The sequence below is a fragment of the Aggregicoccus sp. 17bor-14 genome (genome assembly GCF_009659535.1).
Taxonomy (GTDB): domain Bacteria; phylum Myxococcota; class Myxococcia; order Myxococcales; family Myxococcaceae; genus Aggregicoccus.
The window spans coordinates 184,566-205,700 of record NZ_VJZZ01000007.1 but is presented as its reverse complement, the minus strand read 5'-3'; the positions used below and the strand labels follow the sequence as shown (position 1 = coordinate 205,700).

17 protein-coding genes are annotated in these 21,135 nt (G+C 74.7%); 8 read left to right on the top strand and 9 right to left on the bottom strand.

What is annotated here, in order from left to right; all coding sequences use genetic code 11:
- Nucleotides 1-131: 131 nt before the first annotated feature.
- From FGE12_RS15355 to FGE12_RS15340, 4 genes are all read left to right on the top strand, one after another.
- Nucleotides 132-1,502 carry an NAD(P)/FAD-dependent oxidoreductase gene (locus tag FGE12_RS15355; protein ID WP_153867213.1) on the top strand — a complete coding sequence of 457 codons (1,371 nt, stop codon included), beginning with the start codon at nucleotides 132-134 and terminating at the stop codon, nucleotides 1,500-1,502.
- Between the two features lie 11 nt (nucleotides 1,503-1,513).
- Nucleotides 1,514-2,509 carry a nitrilase-related carbon-nitrogen hydrolase gene (locus tag FGE12_RS15350; protein ID WP_194797906.1) on the top strand — a complete coding sequence of 332 codons (996 nt, stop codon included), beginning with the start codon at nucleotides 1,514-1,516 and terminating at the stop codon, nucleotides 2,507-2,509.
- Between the two features lie 21 nt (nucleotides 2,510-2,530).
- Nucleotides 2,531-3,037 carry a DUF302 domain-containing protein gene (locus FGE12_RS30960; RefSeq protein ID WP_370458997.1) on the top strand — a complete coding sequence of 169 codons (507 nt, stop codon included), beginning with the start codon at nucleotides 2,531-2,533 and terminating at the stop codon, nucleotides 3,035-3,037.
- Between the two features lie 84 nt (nucleotides 3,038-3,121).
- Nucleotides 3,122-3,943 carry a general secretion pathway protein GspE gene (locus tag FGE12_RS15340; protein ID WP_153867212.1) on the top strand — a complete coding sequence of 274 codons (822 nt, stop codon included), beginning with the start codon at nucleotides 3,122-3,124 and terminating at the stop codon, nucleotides 3,941-3,943.
- A 51-nt stretch (nucleotides 3,944-3,994) separates the two neighbouring features.
- Here the strand turns inward: FGE12_RS15340 and FGE12_RS15335 are convergent, their stop codons facing one another.
- Complete coding sequence (locus FGE12_RS15335) at nucleotides 3,995-5,539, bottom strand: DUF4397 domain-containing protein (protein ID WP_153867211.1); 1,545 nt, start codon at nucleotides 5,537-5,539, stop codon at nucleotides 3,995-3,997.
- 374 nt (nucleotides 5,540-5,913) lie between these two features.
- On the opposite strand from FGE12_RS15335, the gene ggt reads away from it, so the two are divergent.
- Nucleotides 5,914-7,728 (top strand): gamma-glutamyltransferase, encoded by a 1,815-nt coding sequence (gene ggt / locus FGE12_RS15330; protein ID WP_228530811.1) that lies wholly within the window; start codon nucleotides 5,914-5,916, stop codon nucleotides 7,726-7,728.
- Here ggt and FGE12_RS15325 read toward each other — a convergent pair.
- Nucleotides 7,717-8,526, bottom strand: a complete 810-nt coding sequence (locus FGE12_RS15325) for an arylamine N-acetyltransferase (protein ID WP_153867209.1) — start codon at nucleotides 8,524-8,526, stop codon at nucleotides 7,717-7,719. The genes ggt and FGE12_RS15325 overlap by 12 nt on opposite strands.
- A gap of 99 nt (nucleotides 8,527-8,625) precedes the next feature.
- Here FGE12_RS15325 and FGE12_RS15320 point away from each other — a divergent pair, with 99 nt between their 5' ends.
- Together FGE12_RS15320 and FGE12_RS15315 are read left to right on the top strand one after the other, a co-directional pair.
- Nucleotides 8,626-9,687 (top strand): dipeptide epimerase, encoded by a 1,062-nt coding sequence (locus FGE12_RS15320; RefSeq protein WP_370458996.1) that lies wholly within the window; start codon nucleotides 8,626-8,628, stop codon nucleotides 9,685-9,687.
- A 109-nt stretch (nucleotides 9,688-9,796) separates the two neighbouring features.
- The gene (locus FGE12_RS15315) at nucleotides 9,797-11,281 is read left to right on the top strand and encodes a GMC oxidoreductase (protein ID WP_153867207.1); all 1,485 of its coding nucleotides are present in this window, start codon (nucleotides 9,797-9,799) and stop codon (nucleotides 11,279-11,281) included.
- On the opposite strand, the gene FGE12_RS15310 is transcribed toward FGE12_RS15315, so the two are convergent.
- The 3 genes from FGE12_RS15310 to FGE12_RS15300 all read right to left on the bottom strand — a co-directional run bounded on the left by FGE12_RS15310 (nucleotide 11,278) and on the right by FGE12_RS15300 (nucleotide 14,240).
- Entirely contained in the window at nucleotides 11,278-12,399 is a 1,122-nt protein-coding gene (locus FGE12_RS15310; protein ID WP_153867206.1) for a glycosyltransferase family 4 protein, read from the bottom strand. The genes FGE12_RS15315 and FGE12_RS15310 overlap by 4 nt on opposite strands.
- Nucleotides 12,400-12,500: 101 nt before the next feature.
- Nucleotides 12,501-13,184: an HAD family hydrolase gene (locus FGE12_RS15305; RefSeq protein ID WP_153867205.1), complete on the bottom strand. Its 684-nt coding sequence runs from the start codon at nucleotides 13,182-13,184 to the stop codon at nucleotides 12,501-12,503.
- A complete protein-coding gene (locus tag FGE12_RS15300) occupies nucleotides 13,185-14,240 on the bottom strand; it encodes an ATP-grasp domain-containing protein (RefSeq protein WP_153867204.1) in 1,056 nt (351 codons plus the stop codon).
- 953 nt (nucleotides 14,241-15,193) lie between these two features.
- On the opposite strand from FGE12_RS15300, the gene FGE12_RS15295 reads away from it, so the two are divergent.
- On the top strand, nucleotides 15,194-16,105 hold the full coding sequence (locus FGE12_RS15295) for an amidohydrolase family protein (protein ID WP_370458995.1): 912 nt from the start codon (nucleotides 15,194-15,196) through the stop codon (nucleotides 16,103-16,105).
- Between the two features lie 25 nt (nucleotides 16,106-16,130).
- On the opposite strand, the gene FGE12_RS15290 is transcribed toward FGE12_RS15295, so the two are convergent.
- From FGE12_RS15290 to FGE12_RS15275, 4 genes are all read right to left on the bottom strand, one after another.
- Nucleotides 16,131-17,729 (bottom strand): mucoidy inhibitor MuiA family protein, encoded by a 1,599-nt coding sequence (locus FGE12_RS15290; RefSeq protein ID WP_153867202.1) that lies wholly within the window; start codon nucleotides 17,727-17,729, stop codon nucleotides 16,131-16,133.
- An 8-nt stretch (nucleotides 17,730-17,737) separates the two neighbouring features.
- Entirely contained in the window at nucleotides 17,738-19,978 is a 2,241-nt protein-coding gene (locus FGE12_RS15285; protein WP_153867201.1) for a mucoidy inhibitor MuiA family protein, read from the bottom strand.
- A 141-nt stretch (nucleotides 19,979-20,119) separates the two neighbouring features.
- Nucleotides 20,120-20,464: a YciI family protein gene (locus tag FGE12_RS15280; RefSeq protein ID WP_370458994.1), complete on the bottom strand. Its 345-nt coding sequence runs from the start codon at nucleotides 20,462-20,464 to the stop codon at nucleotides 20,120-20,122.
- Nucleotides 20,465-20,588: 124 nt separating this feature from the next.
- Nucleotides 20,589-21,071, bottom strand: coding sequence for a VOC family protein (locus FGE12_RS15275; protein ID WP_153867200.1), 483 nt, complete (start codon nucleotides 21,069-21,071; stop codon nucleotides 20,589-20,591).
- Nucleotides 21,072-21,135: the final 64 nt, after the last annotated feature.

Here is a 21,135-nt window from a genome sequence, read left to right as displayed (position 1 = left end):
GCGCGCGCGCCGCACCACACGCCCGGTGCGGGCCCGCGCGCCCTCCATGCACCCCGGGGTCATCGTCCGCGCCGGGGTGCAGCGTTAGCCGTTCGGACGCGTGCAGCGCGCGCGTCGCGACAGGAGCCTCCATGGACTTCGAGGTGGTCGTCATCGGGAGCGGTCAAGCCGGCATTCCCCTCGCCGTCCGGCTGGCGCGCGGCGGCAAGCAGGTGCTGCTCGCGGAGCGCGGCGCGCTCGGCGGCACCTGCGTGAACACGGGCTGCACGCCCACCAAGACGCTCGTCGCGAGCGCGCGCGCCGCGCACGTGGCCCGCAGCGCAGGCCGGCTCGGCGTCCACGCGGAGGCCGTGCGGGTGGACTTCCCGGCGGTCATCGCGCGCAAGGACGCCATCGTGCGCAGCTGGCACGAGGGGATCGACCGCCGCCTCGCCTCTGCGGGCGCACGCCTGCGGCTCGTGCGCGGCCACGCGCGCCTCACGGGCGGACACGGGGTGGAGGTCGCCGGGGAGCAGCACACGGGCCAGGTGGTGGTGCTGAACGTGGGGGCGCGTCCCGTCGAGCCGCCCATCCGCGGGCTCGGGGAGGTGCCCTGGCTGGACAACCACCGCGTGATGGAGCTGCGGGCGCTGCCCTCCCACCTCGTGGTGGTGGGCGGCGGCTACGTGGGCTGCGAGTTCGCGCAGCTCTACCGCCGGCTCGGCGCCGCGGTGACGCTCATCGAGCCCGGCCCCCACCTGCTCGGCCGCGAGGACGTGGAGGTATCGCAGGCGCTCGAGGGCGTGTTCCGCGAGGAGGGCATCACGGTCGTGTTCGGCGCCCGCGTCGAGGAGGTGTCGGGCGGCGCGGAGCGGGTCTCCGTGCGGCTCTCGGGCGGCCGCAGCGTCGAGGGCTCGCACCTGCTCGTCGCGACCGGGCGCCGGCCGAACACCGCGGACCTGGGGTGCGAGGCCGCGGGCGTGGCGCTGGACGCGCGCGGCTTCGTCCAGGTGGACGACCACTACGCGACGAGCGCCGCGGGCGTGTACGCCGTCGGAGACTGCGTGGGTGGGCCGCAGTTCACCCACTCGGCATGGGACGACCACCGGCTGCTCTTCGAGATCCTCGCCGGGCGGCGCGAGCGGGGCCGCAAGGACCGGCTCGTCCCGCACACCGCGTATACGGATCCACAGGTGGCGGGCGTGGGGCTCACCGAGCGCGAGGCGAAGGCGCGCGGCGTCCCCTACGAGGCGGCGAGCACCCCGTTCGAGAGCGTGGCGAGGGCCCTCGAGACGGACGAGCGCGCGGGCCTGCTCAAGGTGCTGATCGACCCCGCGAGCGAGCGCATCCTCGGCGCCTCCATCGTGGGCGCGGAGGCCGGAGAGCTCATCCACGTCTTCGCCGCGCTGATGCAGGCGCGCGCTCCCGCACGCGCGCTCGTGGACATGGAGGCCGTGCACCCCTCGTTCGCCGAGGGCGTGCAGGCCGTGGTGATGGCGCTGCCCCGCTACGCGCTGTCGTGAAAGGAGCCCCCGTGACCGTCGTCAAAGCCGCCGCCGTGCAGCTCTCCCCCGTGCTCTACAGCCGCGAGGGCACCGTGGCGAAGGTGGTGCGCAAGATCCACGAGCTCGGGGAGCAGGGGGTGCAGTTCGCCACCTTCCCGGAGACCATCATCCCCTACTACCCGTACTTCTCCTTCGTGCAGACCCCGGTGCAGAACCTCGCCGGCCCCGAGCAGCGCAGGCTCATCGAGCAGTCGGTGACGGTGCCGTCCGCCGCCACCAACGCGCTGGGCGAGGCGGCCCGCGCGGCGCGGATGGTCGTGTCCATCGGGGTGAACGAGCGCGACGGCGGGACGCTCTACAACACGCAGCTGCTCTTCGACTCGGACGGCACGTTGCTGCAGCGGCGCCGCAAGCTCTCCCCCACGTACCACGAGCGGATGATCTGGGGTCAGGGCGATGGATCGGGCTTGCGCGCCGTGGACACCAAGGTGGCTCGCATCGGGCAGCTCGCGTGCTGGGAGCACTACAACCCGCTCGCGCGCTATGCCCTGATGGCCGACGGCGAGCAGATCCACTCCGCCATGTACCCGGGCTCCATCTTCGGAGACCTCTTCACGCAGCAGACCGAGGTCAACGTCCGCCAGCACGCGCTGGAGTCCGGCTGCTTCGTGGTCTGCGCCACGGCCTGGCTCGACAAGGACCAGCAGGCGCAGATCCTGAAGGACACCGGCGCCCCCAACGTCGGCCCCATCTCCGGCGGCTGCTTCACCGCGATCGTCGCTCCCGACAGCACCCTGCTGGGCGAGCCCCTGCGCTCGGGCGAGGGCGTGGTCGTCGCGGAGCTCGACTTCACGCGCATCGACAAGCGCAAGCTGATCATGGACTCGCGCGGCCACTACGCCCGGCCCGAGCTGCTCAGCCTCCTCATCGACCGCACCCCCACCGCCTACGTCCACGATCGCGCCGAGCAGGGACGGCACGTCCCCGAGCAGGGCGCCGTGGAGCTGCTCTCCACCGTGGCCTGAGCGCCACCCGGAGCCGTTGCCGTGACGCCCCACATGACCTCCATCGACGTGCAGGTGCGCAGGCTCAGCGTCGTCTCGTCCCGCCCCTTCGACGAGGTGGTGGCGCGGCTCACGGCCACCATCGGCCGCCCGGACTTCCGGGCCTTCAGCGAGGCGCTGCACGCGGCAGGGAGCGAGGCGGAGCTGGAACAGCGGGTGGGCGCGGCCGTCGGCCCCTCGAACCTGATGGAGTTCGCCCGCTTCGATGCAGGCGCGGTCCTGCGCAAGGAGCAGGGCACGCCGACGCCGCGCATTCTGCGCCTCCTCGTGGGCAATCCGCTCATCATGAAGGAGATGGCCCGCAGCGCGCCGGACGCCGCGGCCTACGCGCCCGTCACCCTCCTCGTGGACGAGCGCGCGGACGGCGTGCACCTGTCCTACGACTCGATGGAGAGCCTGCTCGCGCCCTACGGCAGCCAGGCCGCGCTCGCGGTCGCCCGGGACCTGGACCGCGAGGTCGAGCAGTTGCTCGACGCGGCCGCGCGGTGAGCGGCCGCACGCCGACCGAGCAGGCCCGGGCCGCATGTGCACGGTGGCCGCTCCGTCCGGCAGTCGCCACTCTTCGAGGGGACCATGGAGACCGGTGCGCGACGCATGCTCGGGGAGATCCTCCTGGAGCGGGGGGTGCTCAGCCGCGCCCAGCTCCACCTGGGGCTCGTGCACCACCACCAGACCCGCGTCCCGCTGGGCCTGGCGCTCGTGCGGGAGCACGTCTGCTCGGAGGCTGACGTGCTCACGGCCCTCTCCGAGCAGCTCGGCGTGCCGTGGGTGGACCTCGAGCGCGAGCCGCTGGACCCCGCGCTGACCCGGCTCATCCCGGCCCGGCTCGCGCGCCAGCACCGCGTGGTGCCCCTGCGCCTGGAGCGAGAGGACAAGGAGGTGCTGCACGTGGCCCTGCCGGCCCCCGCGTCGGTGGTGGCCATCGACGACGTGCGCGCCGCCTCGGGCAAGCCGCGCGTCGTGCCCCACCTCGCGTCGGAGGTGGGCCTGGCTCACGCGCTGCGCGAGCTCTACGGCCTCGACGCTCAGCCCGAGCCCCCGGCCCCGGAGCTCGCGCGCGCCTCCGAGGCCCCCGTGCTGCTCTACGGCTGGCCGGCCGTCACCGCGGTGCTCATCTCGCGCAAGCTCGCGCGCCACGGGTACGCGGCGCGGGTGGCGACGCCGCTCGAGGTGCTCCACTCCCGGCCCTCGGATCTCGTGCTCGCGCCCCTGCAGGCCATGGAGGGGCTCCTGGTGGGGGAGCTGCGAATCCAGGGCTCCATCGTCGTCCACGCGCCCCCGGACGATGCCTCCGTCGAGCGGGCCCAGGCGCTCGGCGCGAAGGGGCTCCTCGCCCACCCCACGGACGAGGAGCTGCTGCTGCGCGCCATCGGCCGGGTGCGCCCCCCGGGCTAACCCGGGGGGCCTCTTGCAACGGAGTTGCACTCGCGCTCCTGCGGCCCTGCGCTATGGCGCCGCGAGGTAGCGCGGCACGTTCGCAGGCGCCGCGCGCGACAGCCGCGCCGGCCGCACGCTCGCCGGCGTGGCCTCGCCCACCTGCCAGGGGTCGATACCCGGGGTGGGATTGGCCAGCACGAGCAGCGCGCGGAAGCCCTCCTCCCCACGCTGCGGCTGCAGAGCGCCTGCGGCCACCGCGAAGACGCGCGCCCCGGCCGTGGGCGTTGCATCGAAGGTGGCCACGGGGGTGCGCGTGCCCGCCGCCGCCACCCCCACGGTGAGCGGGGTGGCCGGGAGCGCGGCGCCCTCGGGCGCCGAGGCGTTGGGGTAGGCGATGTTGGCGAACGCGGGCGGCGTGTCCAGCTGCCCGCCCGTCACCGTGCCCACGTCCACCGCGGGGGCATCCGGCGACTGGTGCAGCAGCCGCACGCGCGCGGTGCCCGCGGCCGGGTTGGCGAAGTCCGCGGCGAAGGTGTGGAGGGCGAGCGGCTGGCGCGCGCCTCCCACGTTCGTGACGAAGCCCGCGGCGCTCACCAGGTAGCTCTCCCCAGCCTCCAGCGTGAGCGAGGCCGAGGCGGCGGGCTCGCCGGAGGGCCGGTCGCTGCCCGCGTGCGCGGGGAACACCTCCACCCCGTAGGTGTCCGGCGGGACCTGGAGGCCGTCCGAGAGCTCACCGAAGGCGAGGTTGGAGACGATCTTCGTGCCGGAGAAGACGTCCACCGCGGGCGCATCCGGCCCCGCGTGCAGCACGTACACCACCGGGTTCTGGCGCAGCAGCCCCACCGTCCCCTGCGGGCCCACCGCGAGCAGGCCGAAGCCGTCCGGTGCGTCGCCCTCGTGGGCGAGCAACCCCGTGGCGATGACGAAGAGGCTCGCACCGCCGGGCAGCGCGGGCGTGGTGAAGCCCGTCACCCGCTTCGCACCCGCGCCCGTCGTGACGATGCCCACCTGCAGCGCCTGGCCCGCCGGGAGCGCCACGCCGGCGGCGCCGGAGTCCGCGAAGCGCGCGAGGCTCGGCAGCTCCACGGAGTCGTCGTCCCCCACGTCGATGCCCACGTCCGGGGCATCCGCGCCCGCGTGGACGACGCGCGCGCGTACCTCGCTCGCACCCGGCTGGGTGAAGCCCTCCTGCAGCAGGAGGATGCGGAAGCGGTCCTCCGCGGCCTGCGAGGCGAGCAGCCCCGCGGCCACCGCCGTCACCTGCGTGTCGCGGGCGAGGGTCACCGGTCCCAGCGTGTACACCGGCGCGCTCGTGGCGGCCGCACCGGCCGGGCGCACCTGCAGGGTGTACGTGCCCGCGTTCACGTCGCGGTACGCGGTCGTCTGGGTGTAGGCCGCGTTGCTGAACAGCGGCGTGCTCTGCCCCTCGGCGTAGATGTCCACCGCGGGCGCGTCCGGCGCGGCGTGGACCACGCGCAGCCGCGCGGTGCCTGCCGAGGGTGCATTGCCGCCCCCGCCGTCACCCCCGCCGTCACCTCCGTTGTCATCGTTGCTGCAGCCCGTCCCCCACAGCGCCACGCACAGCCCCAGCATCAGCATCCGGATCAGCCTCACGTCCCCTCCTCTGGGCGCGCGCGGGCAGACGCGCCCAGCCCCTGGGCCTGCGCATCCCCCCAACGCCCCTCGTTGCTCGCCGGCGTCGATCGGGACGACCTCCACACGGCAGTCGGACAAAGGTGGAACGGAGTGCAGCTCCGCGCGACGCCGCTCGTGGATAGACGGCTTGCCCTCTGGGTCGATGCCGCGAGTGCCTGCCTGGAGAGGAGGCCTGACCCCAGGCGCCGCGCACCGGACACTCCCCCTGCCCTCGCCGCCCGCTCCCGCCGGTGCGCCCCGCCTCGCACCCTTCCCGGATGCGCGAGTGTCCACGGGCGCCGCGCCGGCGGGGAGTGGGGGCCATGCAGAGCGCGCGGTGCACGCCGAGGCGGATGGCCGCGGCACTCGTCCTGCTGACGCTGGCCGCGAGCGCGGGCTGCGGCGGCTGCGGCGGCGAGGACTCGCTGCGCCCGGTCCCCAGCGCCACGGGCCGCGGCGGCGCGGCGTCCACCATCGACCCGCGCGCCACGCGCGCCGCACTGGACGTGCTGCGCGACGGCGGCAACGCGGTGGACGCGGCCGTGGCGGCCTCGGCGGTGCTGGGCGTCACCGACCTGCAGTCCTGCGGCGTCGGCGGCGGGGGCTTCATGCTCGTGCACCTCGCGGCGGACGGCAGCACGCGCGTGATCGAGCACCGCGAGCCCGCGCCAGCGGCCTTCCGGCGCGAGCTCTTCTACGCGGACGACGGCAGGCCCCTGCCCTTCGAGCAGCGCGTGGCCAGCGGCGTCTCCACGGGCGTGCCCGGGCTCGTGGCCGGCTGGGACCTCGCGCTGCGTCGCTTCGGCACGCGGACGCTCGGCGAGCTGCTCCAGCCCGCCATCCGGGTCGCCGAGGAGGGCTTCGACGTCGACCAGGGCTTCGTCGACCAGACCACGAAGGGGCTCGCGCGCCTGCAGCTCTTCGCGCCCTCGCGCGCGCTGCTGCTCACCCCCACCGGCGAGCCGCTGCCGGTGGGCACGCACTTGCGCAACCCGGACCTCGCGCGCACCTACCGCCTGCTGGCCGAGCGCGGCGCGGACGCCTTCTACCGCGGGGAGCTCGCCGGCGAGATCGTGGACACGCTCGTCCACCCTCCGCTCGCGTCGGGCGTCACGCAGCCCGTGCGCGCGGGCGTGATGACGGAGGCGGACCTCGCCGCCTACTCCGCGAACGTGCGGCCCGCGCTCGAGACGACGTACCGCGGCTACACGCTGCGCGGCGCAGGGCCGCCCAGCGGCGGCGGCCTCGCGGTGGGGCTGCTGCTGCACCTGCTCGAGGGCTCGGACCTCGGCGCGCTCTCCGACGAGGAGCTCTACCACCGCTTCCTCGAGGCCTCGCGCCTGACCTACGCGGACCGCGATGCGTACGTCGCCGACCCGGCCTTCTTCGACGTGCCCGTGAGCGGGCTCCTGTCCGCGGGCTACGCGGAGCTGCGCCGCGGCGAGATGAGCGAGCCAGGCGCCTCGGTGGGCGCAGCACTCCCCGGCAACCCCTACCCCTTCGAGGGCAACCCGGGCATGCCCCCCGCTCCCGTGCCGCCCCCGCCACCTCCCGCGGACGGCACCGAGCTGGCCGACGAGGGCAGCACCACGCACATCACCGTGGTGGACGCGGACGGCAACGTCGCGGCCTACAGCTGCAGCCTGGAGCAGGAGGGCGGCAACGGCATGGTGGTGCCCGGCCGCGGCTTCCTCCTCAACAACGAGCTGACGAACTTCGACGTGCCGCCCTCGGCCGACATGCCCCTCGCCAACGTGGGCGAGCCCCTCAAGCGGCCGCGCAGCAGCATGAGCCCCACCCTGGTGCTGAAGGACGGCCGGCCCGTGCTCACCCTGGGCAGCCCTGGCGGCGCCACCATCATCACCACCGTGGCGCTGGTGCTGGTGCGCGCGCTCGACCGCGGCATGTCTCTGGAGGATGCCGTGGCCGCTCCGCGCGTCACCCAGCGCAACCTGCCCAGCGGCCGCGCCGAGGCGGAGCCCGGGTTCCTCGCGCTGCCCGAGGCGGCGGCCCTCATCGCACGCGGGCACCGGCTCGTGCCCACCGAGCCTCCGCTGGGGCTCGGCGCGGTGACGGCCGTCGTCTTCAACGCGGACGGCACCCTCACCGCCGCCGCCGAGCCCGTGCGGCGCGGCGGCGGCAATGCGGGCGTCGTGTCACCGCCCTGAGCCCGGACCCGGAAAGAGGAAGCGCTCCAGGGCGGCGCGGTCCGTCCAGTCCTCGAGCCCGAACTCTGAGGCCAGCAGCGCTGCCAGCTCCGCGGGGTGGGCCAGCTCGCGCACCTCGGTGCCCGCTGCCGTCGTGCGCCGCAGCTCGCGGTTGCGGAAGGTGATGCGCCCCTCGGGGGTGGTGAGCGCCGCCACCGCGTTGAGCACGAAGCTCGAGGCGGGATGGGTCGAGGTGTAGTGGTTGGCGGGCACGTAGTCCTGGGGCCGCACGGTGCAGGGCAGCAGGCTGTACAGGTTGCGCCAGCCCTCGGGCTCGTGGGACTGGAGCATCACCTCGTCGTTGTCCGTGCGCACGAGCCGGAAGGTGTCCGGCCCTTGCGCCACCGGCGCATCCAGCCTCCAGGGCAAGGGGGCGCGCAGCACCCGCGCCCCGAAGCCCACGTCCACCAGGTAGCGCTCGCCGCCCAGGGCAACGCGGCTCACCTGGTGGGTGGGGACGGGGGCGGTGGGATTGCTGAACCACACGCGGCCGAGCAGGTGCTCCACCTGGAAGCCCAGCGCCTTCAGCAGCGCGGAGAAGAGGCCGTTGAGCTCGAAGCAGTACCCGCCCCGCCGCCGCAGCACCACCTTGTGGAACAGGGCCTCGGGCTCGAGCGAGATGCGGGCGCCCTCGTGGATGGCGAGGTTCTCGAAGGGCACCGTCCGGATGTGCGCCGCGCAGAGCCCGGTGAGCACCTCGAGCGTGGGCTCCAGCGGACCTTCGTAACCGATGCGGCGGGTGTAGGCGGCGGCGTCCATGGAGCCTCACGGGGGGAGAGCGGGCAACCTAACGCGGCCGCGCCGCGCTCGCCCGTCCGTGCGCCCTCCCCTACCCTGTGGGCCATGACGCCCACGCGCGTGACCGCCATCTCTCTCGAGTCCCTCACCCTGCCCCTCACCGAGCCCTTCGCCATCGCCGGCGGCGCACCGGACGTGGCGGACAACCTGCTCGTGCGCCTGCAGCTCGCCGACGGGACGGTGGGTCTCGGCGAGGCGGCGCCCTTCACCGCGGTGACCGGGGAGACGGCCGCGAGCACGCGGGCCGCATTGGAGCGCGGGAGCGCGCAGTGGCTCGGGGCGGACGCGCGCGGCTGGCGCCCCCTGTGCGCGCAGCTCGCGCAGGCGCTCCCCGAGGCGCCCTCGGCGCGCTGCGCGCTGGAGACGGCGCTGCTGGACGCGCTCGCCCGCCACTACCGCACGCCCCTGTGGGTGTTCTTCGGCGGGGCCGGCACTGCGCTGGAGACGGACATGACGGTGACCGCGGGGGACGTGGCGCACGCGCTAGCCTCCACGCGCGCCATCCTCGCGCGCGGCATCCACACCCTGAAGGTGAAGGTGGGCGCGCTCGAGCCCGAGGGGGACCTCGAGCGCCTCGTCGCCATCCGCGCTGCCGCGCCGCACGCGCGGCTCTTCGTGGATGCGAACGGCGGCTACAGCCTCGCCCAGGCGCGCGCCTTCCTGAAGGGCGTGGCGCGGGAGGGCGTGGGGCTCGCGCTCTTCGAGCAGCCGGTGCACCCCTCGGACCTCGAGGGCATGGCGGCGCTCACCCGCGAGGCCCCGATGCCCATCTGCGCGGACGAGTCCGCCCGCTCGGCCGCGGACGTGCTGCGGCTGGTGCGCGCGGGCGCCGCGAGCGCCGTCAACATCAAGGCGATGAAGTACGGGGTGGCGGAGGCGCTGCACATCTGGTCGCTCGCGCGCACCGCGGGGCTCGAGCTGATGGTGGGCGCGATGCTCGAGAGCATCCTCGCGGCGAGCCTCTCGGCGCACCTCGCCGCGGGGCTGGGCGGCTTCAGCTACGTGGACCTGGACACGCCGCTCTTCATCGCGCGCCACCCCTTCCGCGGCGGCTCGCGCCAGGAGGGCGCGCGCCTCAGCGTGGCCGAGGTGGAGGCGGGACACGGCGTGCAGTGGGCGTAGGCCCAAGCCTTGCCCCGCAGTCCGATGGGCGGCGCGGGGCCCGGGCGCCCACGGTGCGGGCGTGCGCGCCCGGGCGCGAGGGGCCGCGGCGCGGGCGGAGCGGGCCACGATGGCGGCGACCTTCGACGCGGTGGTGGTGGGCGCGGGCGCGTGCGGCGGCTGGGCCGCCAAGGAGCTGACCGAGGCGGGGCTCCGGGTGGCGCTGCTCGAGGCGGGCGGGAGCACGCGCGCGGACCCGGTGCTGCTCGCGCTGCAGCAGGTGCGGCTGCGCCTCGGGCTGCCCATCCCCTCGCAGGCGCGCCAGCCCATCCAGTCGCGCACCGTGGCGTGGCGCGCCCACCCCCACGCCTTCGTGGACGACGTGGACAACCCCTACACCACGCCCGAGGACATGCCCTTCACCTGGCTGCGCGCGCGGCGGGTGGGCGGGCGCACCGCGGTGCACGGGCACGGGCGGCAGTTCTACCGGATGTCGGACGCGGACTTCCACGCAGGGCGCGTGGACGGCTTGAGCCCCGAGTGGCCGCTCTCCTTGCGCGAGCTCGCGCCCTTCTACGCGCGCGTGGAGCGCTGGATGGGGCTGCGCGGCAACGCGGACGGGCTGCCCGGGCTGCCCGACTCGGAGTGCGTCGCGCCCGTGCCGCCGAGCGCCGCGGAGAGGCGCCTCAAGGCGAGCGTGGAGGCGCGCTGGCCCGGGCGTCACGTGGTGGTGCGGCGCACCGCGCGCGTCCCCGTCACGGTGCCCGCCGCGCTGCGCACCGGGCGGCTCACGCTCCTCACCCACGCGGTGGCGAGCCACGTGCTCCACGATCCGGCGAGCGCGCGGGCAAAAGGCGTGGCCTACGTGGATGCGCGCACGGGGCACGCGCGCGAGGTGCATGCGCGCGTGGTGGTGCTCGCGGCGGGCACCATCGAGTCCACGCGCCTGCTGCTGCTCTCCGGCGGCCTGGGCGCGCGCTCGGGCCAGCTCGGCCGCAACCTGATGGACCACATCGTGCCGCCGTACATCGCGGCGCGCTGCGACCCGTGCACCCGCAGCAGGCCGCCAGCCTCCTGGTGCTACGTGCCGCAGTTCCGCAACGTGGGGGCCCACACGGAGGCGTTCGCGCGCGGCTACGGCGTGCAGGTGCTCACCGCGGGGAAGGACGTCTGCAACATGCTGCCCTTCGGCGAGATGCTCCCGCGCCCGGACAACCGCGTCACCCTGGACCCGCGGGTGAAGGACCGCTGGGGCATCCCCGCGGTGCACATCGCCTGCGCCCACTCGGACAACGAGCGGCGCATGGCGGCGGACGCCGTGAGCAGCTGCGTGGAGATGCTGCAGGCGGCAGGCTACGAGGTGGCGGAGCCGAGCGGCGCCCTGCCCCCGCCCGGCAGCGCCCTGCACGAGGTGGGCACCGCCCGCATGGGCCGCGACCCGGACACGGCCGTGCTCAACCCCTTCAACCAGCTGTGGGACGTGCCCAACCTCCTCGTGACCGACGGGGCCTGCTTCCCGTCCAGCGGCGTGCCCAACCCCACCCTCACGATGATGGCGCTCACGGTGCGCGCCTGCGCGCACCTGGTGGGCGAGCTGCGCGCGGGGACGCTCTAGGCGCGGGCCTCGCCGCGGGCGAGCTGCGGGAAGTGGCGCTGCAGCGCCTGCTGCACGCCCCGGCCCCAGGCCGCCCAGTTGAGCCGTGCCTCGAAGCGCTCGCGCGCCCGGCGCGAGAAGCGCACGTAGGCCTCGCGGTCCTGCCACGCCCCGGCCACGGCGCGGCCGAAGTCCTCCCCCGTCGCCTCGAGCGGCAGCGTGTGTCCGTTGACCCCCTCCTCCACCACCGAGGGGACGCCGCCCGTGTGCGTGGTGATGACCGGCAGGCCGTACGCGCCGGCCTCGCAGAACACCAGCCCCATGCACTCCGCACGCGTGGGCAGCAGCAGGAAGTGCGAGCGCAGCATCAGCTGGTGCAGGCGCTCGGCATCTGCGGGCGCGCCCTTGTCCAGGAAGGGCAGCAGCGTCACGCACGGGGGCAGCCGCGTGCCCGCGGGCGGCGTGCAGCCGCACACGGTGAGGTGCGCGGCCACGCCCTGCTGGTTGAGCCAGGTGACGGCCTCGAGCGCGAGCGCGCCCCCCTTGCGCTCCCAGCTCACGCCGAGCAGCAGCAGCTGCACCTCGCGCTCGAGCGCCCACGCGGAGGACGCGCGCGGCGCGGGCGTCACGGCCAGGTTCGCACCGTAGGGCAGCACCTCGATGCGCTCGGCCGGCACGCCGTAGTCGCGCGCGGCGGAGCCCGCGGCCCAGTCCGAAGAGAGCAGGAGCAGGTCCGCGCGCCGCAGCGCGCGCCGGTCCACGCCGTAGCGCACCGCGCGCTGCCAGCCGCGGCGGTACACCTGCGGGTAGTAGCCCTCGTAGGCGGCCCAGGTGTTGTCGGTGCTGAAGACCACCGGGATGCGCCGGGGGATGAACGCGCCCACCACCGGCGCCTGGAGCACGAAGGCCACGTCGAAGTCCTCGGGCCGCAGCGCGCGCCAGCCCTCGAAGAGGTACGCGGCCGCGCCCCCCGCGCGCGCCACCAGGGCGCTCGGCAGCGGCGGCGGGGTCAGCGCAGTGGTGCGGCCTACGTGCGCCTTCAGGGCCTCGAAGGCGTAGTGCGCGATGCCGGAGAAGGCCCGCAGGTTGCCCGGGTCGTGCAGGCTCACGTAGGCGATGCGCAGGGATGGCGCGGGCATGGGGCACGCCGTGGCACGGGTGGGGCCGCGCGGGTGCTGTCCCCCGGTGCAGCCAGCGGGCGGCGCGGCGTTCGCTCGTGCAAGTCCCCGCCGCTCCGGGCTCAGCCGAGCTGCAGCCCGAGCAGGCCGGGCAGACCCTCGAGGTCCGGGAGCTCGTGGTCCACGTCCGCGCCGCTCGCACGCGCAGCGTGCAGGCCTCCCGCCCGCCGCAGCCGCACCGTCCTCCAGCCGCGCGCGTGCGGCGCGACGAAGTCCTTCGCCGGGTTGTCCGCCACGTACACGCAGGACTCCGCACGCACCCCGTGCGCCTCCTCCACGAGCGCGAACGCGCGCGGGTGCGGCTTCTCGAAGCCCGGGCCCCACTGCGCGGTGAGCACGAGCGGAGAGAGCCAGCGCGCGAGCTGCAGCGCCTGCGCCTTGGCCTGCTGGCTGCGCAGGGGGCCATCCGTCACGCAGGCGAGCGCCGCCCGCGGGTGCAGCCGCGGGAGCAGCGCGTGTGCATCCGGCAGCAGCGCGATGTCGGGCACGTGCGCGCGGTACACCTCCACCAACTGCTGCACCAGCGCCGGCGTGGGAGTGCACCCGCAGTCGCGCAGCGCGACGTCGAAGACCCTGCCCCGCACGCCGGCCTCGAAGGCCGCCCAGGCACGCTCGGCGAGCAGCCCCAGCCCGAGCGCACGCTCGGCCCACGCTCCGGCCGCGCGAAAGCCGCTGCGCGCGTAGTCGCGCTCCAGATAGAGCGTGTCGTCCACGTCGAAGGTGATGCTGGCCGGCGGAGGCACCACTCAGGGCCCCGCGGCCTGCGCGTCGTGGACCGCGCCGCGGCGGGCTTCATCCGGGGCTTCGTCGCGGGCTTCGTCGCGGGCTTCGTCGACGAAGACGGCGCTGTCGTAGCGCAGCATCACCAGCCGGTCGCGCCACGCCCCCTGGGAGGCGGTGGACGGCAGCCCGAGCACCTCTTCGATCATCCACCGCGGCAGGTGCGCGCCTGCCTCCCACGCGAGCGGGAAGCCGCCGCCGAAGCGTGCGTTGATCTCGATGACGTTCACCGTGCCAGAGGCCTCGTCGAGGAACAGCTGCACGTTGAGCGTGCCGTACGCGCCCGGCAGTCGCTCGCAGACGCGCCAGGCGAGCGCCTCGAGCACCTCGCTGCGTACCGTCATGCCCTTGCTCACCTCCCCGCCGCGCACCTCGAGCCGGCGGCGCGGCACGGTGCAGCGGCAGCGGCCCGCGCGGTCCGCGAGGAAGTCCACGGTGTACTCGTGCCCCGGGGCCACGGCCTGCACGATGTCGTCGCCCCGCCGCCCCGTCGCCGCCAGCTGCCGCGCGTCCCCCACCTGCACCACGCCCACCGAGGAGCTGCCCCGCCGCGGCTTCACGATTACCGGGAAGCGCCACTGCTCGGGCTGCGCGAGCACCGCCTCCACGCTGCCCTGCCGCACGGTGGGAAGCCCCTCCTGCACCAGCCACGCGTGGGTGCGCTGCTTGTCCTCGCTGATGGCGACCACCTCTGGCGAGGACACCGCCACCGTCACCCCGGCCGCCTCGAAGCGCGCGCGCTGCGCCGCGAGCACCCCGAGCTCCGAGTCGATGGTGGGCACCAGGAGGCGGACGGCCTGGCGCTCACAGAGCGCGAGCAGCGCGGGGACGAAGTCCGGGCTCGAGCAGCGCGGCACCACGAAGCCCCGGTCCGCGGCGTGGAATGCGGCGCTGCGGCGGGACATGTCCGAGGCCATCACCTGGCCGCGCAGGCCCAGGTCGCGCAGCGTGCGCCGGAAGATGTCCAGCAGCGCCACGCGGCGCCCCGCCGACGACACCAGGATGTTGAAGGAGGGATACACGTGTGGCGTCTCCCGCCGGTCCCCCAGAGGTGCCCAGGCTGCGGTGCGGCGGCAGCGCTCCGGTGGGCGGGGCGCACGTCGCGGAGCGGGAGCCTGGGCGAACGGGCCAGACGCGGTCCCCAACGCTGCCGACCGGCCCGCGCGGGTGCAAGCCGTGCGTCCAGCGCAGCACGCTGGGGCGGCTTGCTGGGGAGAGGAGCAGCCGGAGCGCGACGTTGGTGCGATACCGCGCGTCCGCCGCGGGGCCTGGCCGCTGGAAATGGCCTACGCTCCACGCGATACGCATGGCCTGGAACTGGAAAGTCCTCGGCGAGGAGGTGGAGCGCGCGCGGCGCAGTCTCGTCCCCCACTGGGAGGCGGGACACGAGGAGGCGGCCGCCCGCTCCCACCGGGCCTTCGAAGCGGTATGGCCTCCGGGCTTCTTCGACCAGCTCGAACGTTGCCGGCGCGGCGAGGTCTGCAACCTCGACGAGCTCCTGGGCTTCGTCGAGGCGTGCCCGAAGTTCTTCCGGAGCGGGTACATCCTCGTCAAGGCGTTGCGGTGGCTCGGCCGGCCGCCCCGCACGAAGGCCCAAGCGGAGAGGATGCGGGCAATCGTCCTCGCCGCGGTCGGCCTCCGCCTCTGGCTGCCCTTCCGTGAGATTCCATCCCTGGCGCGGGCCGTCGACTCCCCGGGCCTCCGCGAGCAACTGCGCGTGCTCGCCCCGCGACGACGGCCCCGGGGACCGGGCGCGCTGGCTGCTCGCCCACCTGCGCCCGTAGCCCCCGCTGAGGAGAACAGGGGGCGCCTTGCCGAAGCCGCGGCATTTCGCCAACCTCACCCGATGCGACCTGCACGAGACCCGAGAGGCCCTGGCGCACGCTTCGAATGCATCACGGGGCTGCTGTGCCTCTCCCTGGCGCTCGCCGCTGCGAGCCCTGCCGCGGGCGCTGCTCGCACCGAGCCCGTGCGCGTGGACCACCACGTCCACGTCCACTCGCCGACCATCCTCGCCTTCCTGCCGGACTACTGCGAGAGCGTGCGCCGCTTCGGCAAGTGCGATCCCGCGTTCACGGCGCCGCTCGCGCCCGAGGACCTGCTCGCCCAGCTGGACCGGGCCGGCATCCGGCGCGCGCTGGTGATGTCCACGGGCTACCTCGCCGAGAGCTCGATGATCTCCCCCGCGCGGCCCGATGGCGCGGCCCTGCTGCGGGCGGCGAACGACTGGACCGTGGCGCTGGCCCGCCGGTACCCGAAGCGCCTCTCCGCCTTCATCGCGGTGGACCCCACCACCCCGACCGCGCTGCCGGAGATTGCGCGCTGGCGCGGCAACCCTGCCGTCACGGGGCTCAAGCTGCACCTCACCAGCGCGGGGGTGGACCTGCGGCGCGATGCCGACGTGACCGCGCTCGCTGCCACCTTCCGCGCCGCCGCCGAGGCGAAGCTCGCGGTCATGATCCACCTGCGCACGCGCGCGGGCGACTACGGCGCGCGGGACGTTCAGCGCTTCCTCACCGAGGTGCTGCCGGCTGCCGGGAGCACGCCCGTGCAGATTGCGCACGCGGGCGGCTGGGGCGGCATCGACAAGGCCACCCTCGCGGCGCTGGGCGCGTTCGCCGACGCCATCGAGGCGGAGCCGAAGCGCTTTCGCAACGTCTGGTTCGACCTCGCGGGGGTCTGGACGAAGGACACTGCCCCCGGCGACCGGGACGCGCTCGTCGCGCTCATCCGGCGGATCGGCCCCGCGCACTTCCTGCCCGCCTCCGACTGGCCCTTCACCGGAGACCTGGCGGACTACTACGGCCGGATCTACCCGCTGCTGCCGCTCACCCAGGCGGAGTGGAAGCGCATCCGGAGCAACGTGGCGCCGTACGCGCGGCCCTGAGGCGCCGCGCGCACGCCGCCCGGAACTACAGGTCGCCGAGCTCGTACTCGGTCGGCACGTCCACGTGGAAGGCGAGCTCCAGCGTGCGGCGCTCGCCCGGCGCGAGCCGCACGCGCCAGGTGGCGATGCCGTCGCCCGTGTCGAGCTGGTAGCCGGCGCTCGTCGTGTCCTCCAGCCGCACCGACACGTCGTCGAGCTCCGAGACGGGCAGGTGCTCAGCCAGCTCCACGTCCTCGGCGCCGGCGTGGTGGTTGGCCAGCGTGAAGCGGTAGGCGTAGCGGAAGCGGTAGCGGCCGCCGAAGAGCCCCTGGGTGCGCCGCACCTCGTCCACCACCGCGCGCTCCACGCGCAGCCCCTCGTCCTGGCCGAAGGTGAGCTCGAAGGGCGCCCCCTGCGCCACGCGCTCCAGCGTCTGGCGGCCGAGGAAGCCCGAAGGGCGGAACAGCTCCACGCTGCCCGGCAGCAGCGGGAAGGGCGCGGCGTTGGTCAGGCGCGCCACGCGGAACACCGCCGGCAGCAGCTTGGGCACGGCGCGGAAGTGGAAGGTGGCCCTCAGGCGCGTGCGGGCCACCTGCAGGCGCACCGCCGTGCCGTCGCCCGGCACGTCCGCGGCGTCGGGAACCTGGAGCTGCACCGAGAGCCCCTGGGCGCTCGCCCGCAGGTCCTGCGCGCCCGACTCCAGGGCCGACTCGCCGCTGCCCGCCCGGGCGTGCTCGCGGTACTCGTCGCGGCGCACCAGCACCTTGCGCTCCTCGGGGCGCTCGCTCGCGCGCAGCTGCAGCGAACGCAGCTCGGGCGGGGTGGCGTTCTGCAGCGGTACGGCGGTGGAGAGCGTCACCTTCGCGCCGCGCCAGTCCTCGCCCGTGCGCTGGCGCACGGTGGCCAGCGTGGTGAGCTCTACCGCGCCGTGGGCCTCGTCGCTGCGCGCCTCGTAGGTGGGCTCCCAGCCGGCCCCGCCCACCAGGTAGCTCAGCTCCACGCGGGCCTCCCCCTGCGCGGTGCAGGTGAGCCGCACCTCGGCCCGGCGCTCTCCGCGCTCGCTGGCGGCGGCGAGCGCGGCGAGGCGCGCGTCCACCTCCTGCGCCTCGGCGCGCAGCTCGCGCTCGCGCGCCAGCGTCGCTGCCTTCCGTGCGGCCGCCTCCAGCTGCGCGCCCAGCGCAGACTCGAGGGCGGCCGTCCACGCCCGCGCATCCGGGCGAGGTGCGGCCAGCTCGCGCTGCACCTGCTCCACGGCCACGGCGTTGAAGCGCGCGCCCAGCTGCCAGCGCGCCTGGGCGCTCTCCTGCGCATCGTCTAGCGCCGCGAGCTCGCGGGTGAGCACCTGCCGGCGCTGCTCCAGCGCCTCGGCCTCGGCGCCGTAGCGGGTGTCGCTCGCGCGCTGCTCGTACACGAGGCTCTCCACCTGCGCGCCCTCGGCGCGCGCGCGCAGGGAGAGCCGGTCCGCGGAGGGTGGCAGCCCCTCGAAGACGGCGACGGGGCGGCCCTCGCACGGCAGGGACACGGTGCGCGTCACCTGCGCGCGGTCCGGGTAGACGAGCACGGAGGCGATGCGCGAGGGGGAGGCGCCCGCCGGAGCGGCGAGCGCGGAGAGGACGAGGGCGACGAAGGGGGACACGGAGCGCATGGGAGTCCTCACTGTTGCTGGTGCAGGCGCCAGCCCTTGGGGCGGCGCACGGAGTAGCGGAAGGAGACGGTGGTCTTGCCGGAAGGGGGCACGGTGAGGCGCCAGGTGAGCGCACCCTTCACCTCGTCCTGCTCGGCATAGGGCTCGGTGCTGAGCAGGCGCACCTGCACGTCCTCGCTGCGGCTCAGGGGCCACTGGTCGTGGACGCGCACGGGCAGCGCGAAGGGGTACGGGTTCGCCACTTCGATGGTGGTGAGGTACTCCGTCACCTCGTCCTTGCCGATGAAGCCCCGCTCCGCCGTGACCTGCTGCACGTTGCGCGCCGGGTGCACCGCGCGGTCGAGCCCGAGCGGCAGCGTGAAGGGCTCACCGGGCGCCACCACCTGCAGCCGTGCGCTGCCGGCCGGGTCCGCGCCCACGTAGAGCTGCGCGTCGCCGCCGGGTAGCACCTGGCGCGCGGGGCTCTTCAGCTCGGCGACGAGGAAGGCGTCCTGCGCGAGCGCCGGGTACAACTCGCGCTCCACCTTCACCGGCCAGCTCTCGCTGAACAGCGGCACCTGGCGCAGGCTGCCGCCGGTGCGCACCGTCTCCGGGCGCGCCGCACGGAAGTCCAGGTCGCGGCCCCCTGCGCTCTCCGCCGGCAGGCGCGCATCCAGCTGCGGCCGCACCCAGCCCGCGGGCGGAGCGAGCCCCACCGAGGTGAGCACCGCCTCGCTCTGCGAGGAGGAGCCGGTGAGCCCCTCGAACGAGCGCGCCGCGCCGCCACTGCCCGAAGGGCGCGTCACCGTGACGCCGCGCACGAAGTCCGCGCCCACGTTGACGCCCGTGGAGGTGGAGCCCACGTCGATGCTCGGCGCGGTGCCCTGCACCACCAACGTCTCCTGCAGGCCCGCCGGCAGCAGCTCCACGTTCACGCGGATGGTGCGGTCCGCGCGCAGCTGGACGCCGGAGCGGCTGTACGGCTGGAAGGACTCCTTCTCGAAGCGCAGGCTGTAGTTGCCCGGGGGCAGCTGCGGGATGCGGTAGCGGCCGTCGGCATCGGTGACCACCACCTGCTCGCCGCTGATGTTGGGACTGGTGGCAGTGACGACCACGTCGGCCGCCGGCTGCTTCGTCGAGGCATCACTCACGACGCCCACGATGAAGCTCTGTCCCTGCCCCGGGGCGATGCCCTGCGTGGGCCGCGGCGGTGGCGCGGACGGAGGCGGGGCACGCTGGCCGGAGGCGTCGTGGGGCTCCTCTGGCGGTGCCGGCTCGGGGATGGAGAGGTCCTCGGGCTCCTTGCCCACCAGGGCCAGCAGGCGCCGGCGCAGCAGGAGGTCCGCGTCCACCTGTGCGCGGAGCGGGGGCAGCTCGGGTGGGGGCGCGCGCACCTGCTCCACGCGCGTCTCGGGCGTGGGGATGAAGCGCTCCTTCTGCCCCACCTTCCAGGTGGAGAGCCGCGGCACGGCGGTGGCGCCCGAGGGCAGCGCGGTGCTCAGGGTGAGCTGGGCGTTCGTCCAGTCCTCTCCGCTCTCCTGGCTCACCAGGCCCGAGAAGGCCACCTCCACGCGGTTCGCCTCGGGCAGCAGCCGCAGCTCGTAGGCGGGGAACCAGCGCGCGCGAGGCGTGGCGTAGCTCAGGCGCAAGGTGGCGGCGCCGTGGCCGCGCAGCACGGGCACCACCGCGAGCCCGCCCTGGCGCTGCGGATTGCCCAGCCGTGCGGCCTCCTCCGCCTGCCGCTCGCGGGCCTGCTCGAGCTGCGCGATGTGCTCTTCCACCTCGCGCACGCGCGCCTGCAGCCGCTCGGTGGTCTCCACCACGAAGCTGACCGCGGCCGACCAGCCCGTGGCGTTGAGGCGCGGCGGCGGCGCGTCCACCGGGCTCTCGGGCGCCTGCGGCTGCAGCCCCGCCACCGCCTTCAGCTGCGCCTCGTACGCGTCCTTCTCTGCGCGGGCACGCGTCAGGGCATCGTCCAGCCGCTCCAGCTCCGCCAGCACCTTGCGCGCGGGGTCTGCGGCGAAGGCGGCACGGCTCACCGGGCGGATGTCCACCCGCAGCACCTCGGCGCCGTCCGCCTCCACCCGGATGCTCTCCGGGTCCACGCCCTCGCGCAGCAGCGGGAGCTCCACGCGCTCCGTGCCGGAGAGACTCACCCGGGCGGTGCGCACCACCCGGGCGCGGTCGCTGAAGACGGTGACGTCGGTGACGGGAGCATCGATGGCACCGAGCGTGAGCGTGCCGAGGGCTGGAAGCAGGAGCAGGAGCATGAACTGCATCCTGCAAGTTGGAGGGTGCCGCCGACTTCACGGCATCCGCACACTCTCGGCACGAATCGTCACGGTATCGGCACGAGCGCCGGCCGCCTCGGCGCGTGGGTCCGAGCGCGGCCGCCCCCTCGGCAGCGGGCGCTAGAAATCAGCGATCTGCCTCACCTCGCACTCGACGTTCCACTCGTCGCCGTGCACCTCCAGGAAGCGGCGGGTCAGCGCGAGCGCCTCTTCCAGCGAGTCGGCCTTGAGCAGCGCGAAGCCGCCGATGACCTCCTTCGTCTCGGTGAACGGCCCGTCGGTGCGGCTGTACTTGCCGTGGTCGTTGCGCAGGCGGATGCCCTCGGCGGTGGGGTGCAGGCCCGCGGTGTCGAGCAGCGCGCCCTTCGCGGTCATCTCCTGCATCAACTTGCCCATCTCGGCCATCAGCCGCTCACTGGGCTTCTGGCCGTTCTCGTGGACTCGAACCATGGACAGGAAGCGCACGGGGATCTCCTGGGTGACGTGGGTCGTTGGATGAGCTCGGACGCGATTCGCCCGCCTCATCAATGCGACGAATGACCCGGCCGCGGATCGACACGGCCCTTCGACAAAGGTCACCGCAGCAGCGTCAGCGACCGCGGCGGGCCTTCTCGATCGCCGCGATGTCGATCTTCCGCATCCCCATCATCGCCTCGAACGCGCGCTTGGCCGCGGCGCGGTCGGGGTCGGTGAAGGCGGAGGTCAGGGCCCGCGGGGTGATCTGCCACGACACGCCCCACTTGTCCTTGCACCAGCCGCAGGCGCTCTCCTGTCCGCCGTTGCCGACGATCGCGTCCCACAGGCGGTCGGTCTCCGCCTGGTCGTCGGTCGCGACCTGGAACGAGAACGCCTCGTTGTGCTGGAAGGTGGGGCCGCCGTTGAGGCCGAGGCACGGGATGCCCATCACGGTGAACTCGACCGTCAGGACGTCGCCCTGCTTGCCGTCCGGGAAGTCGCCCGGGGCGCGGTGCACCGCCCCCACCGCGCTGTCCGGAAACGTCTTGGCGTAGAACGTCGCGGCGTCGAGCGCGGTGCCGTTGAACCAGAGGCAAATCGTGTTCTTGCTGACCATGGCCTTCTCCTCGTCAGGGGGTGTGCAGGGCTGTCCCACATCACCCCGACGAACGGGGAGCGCC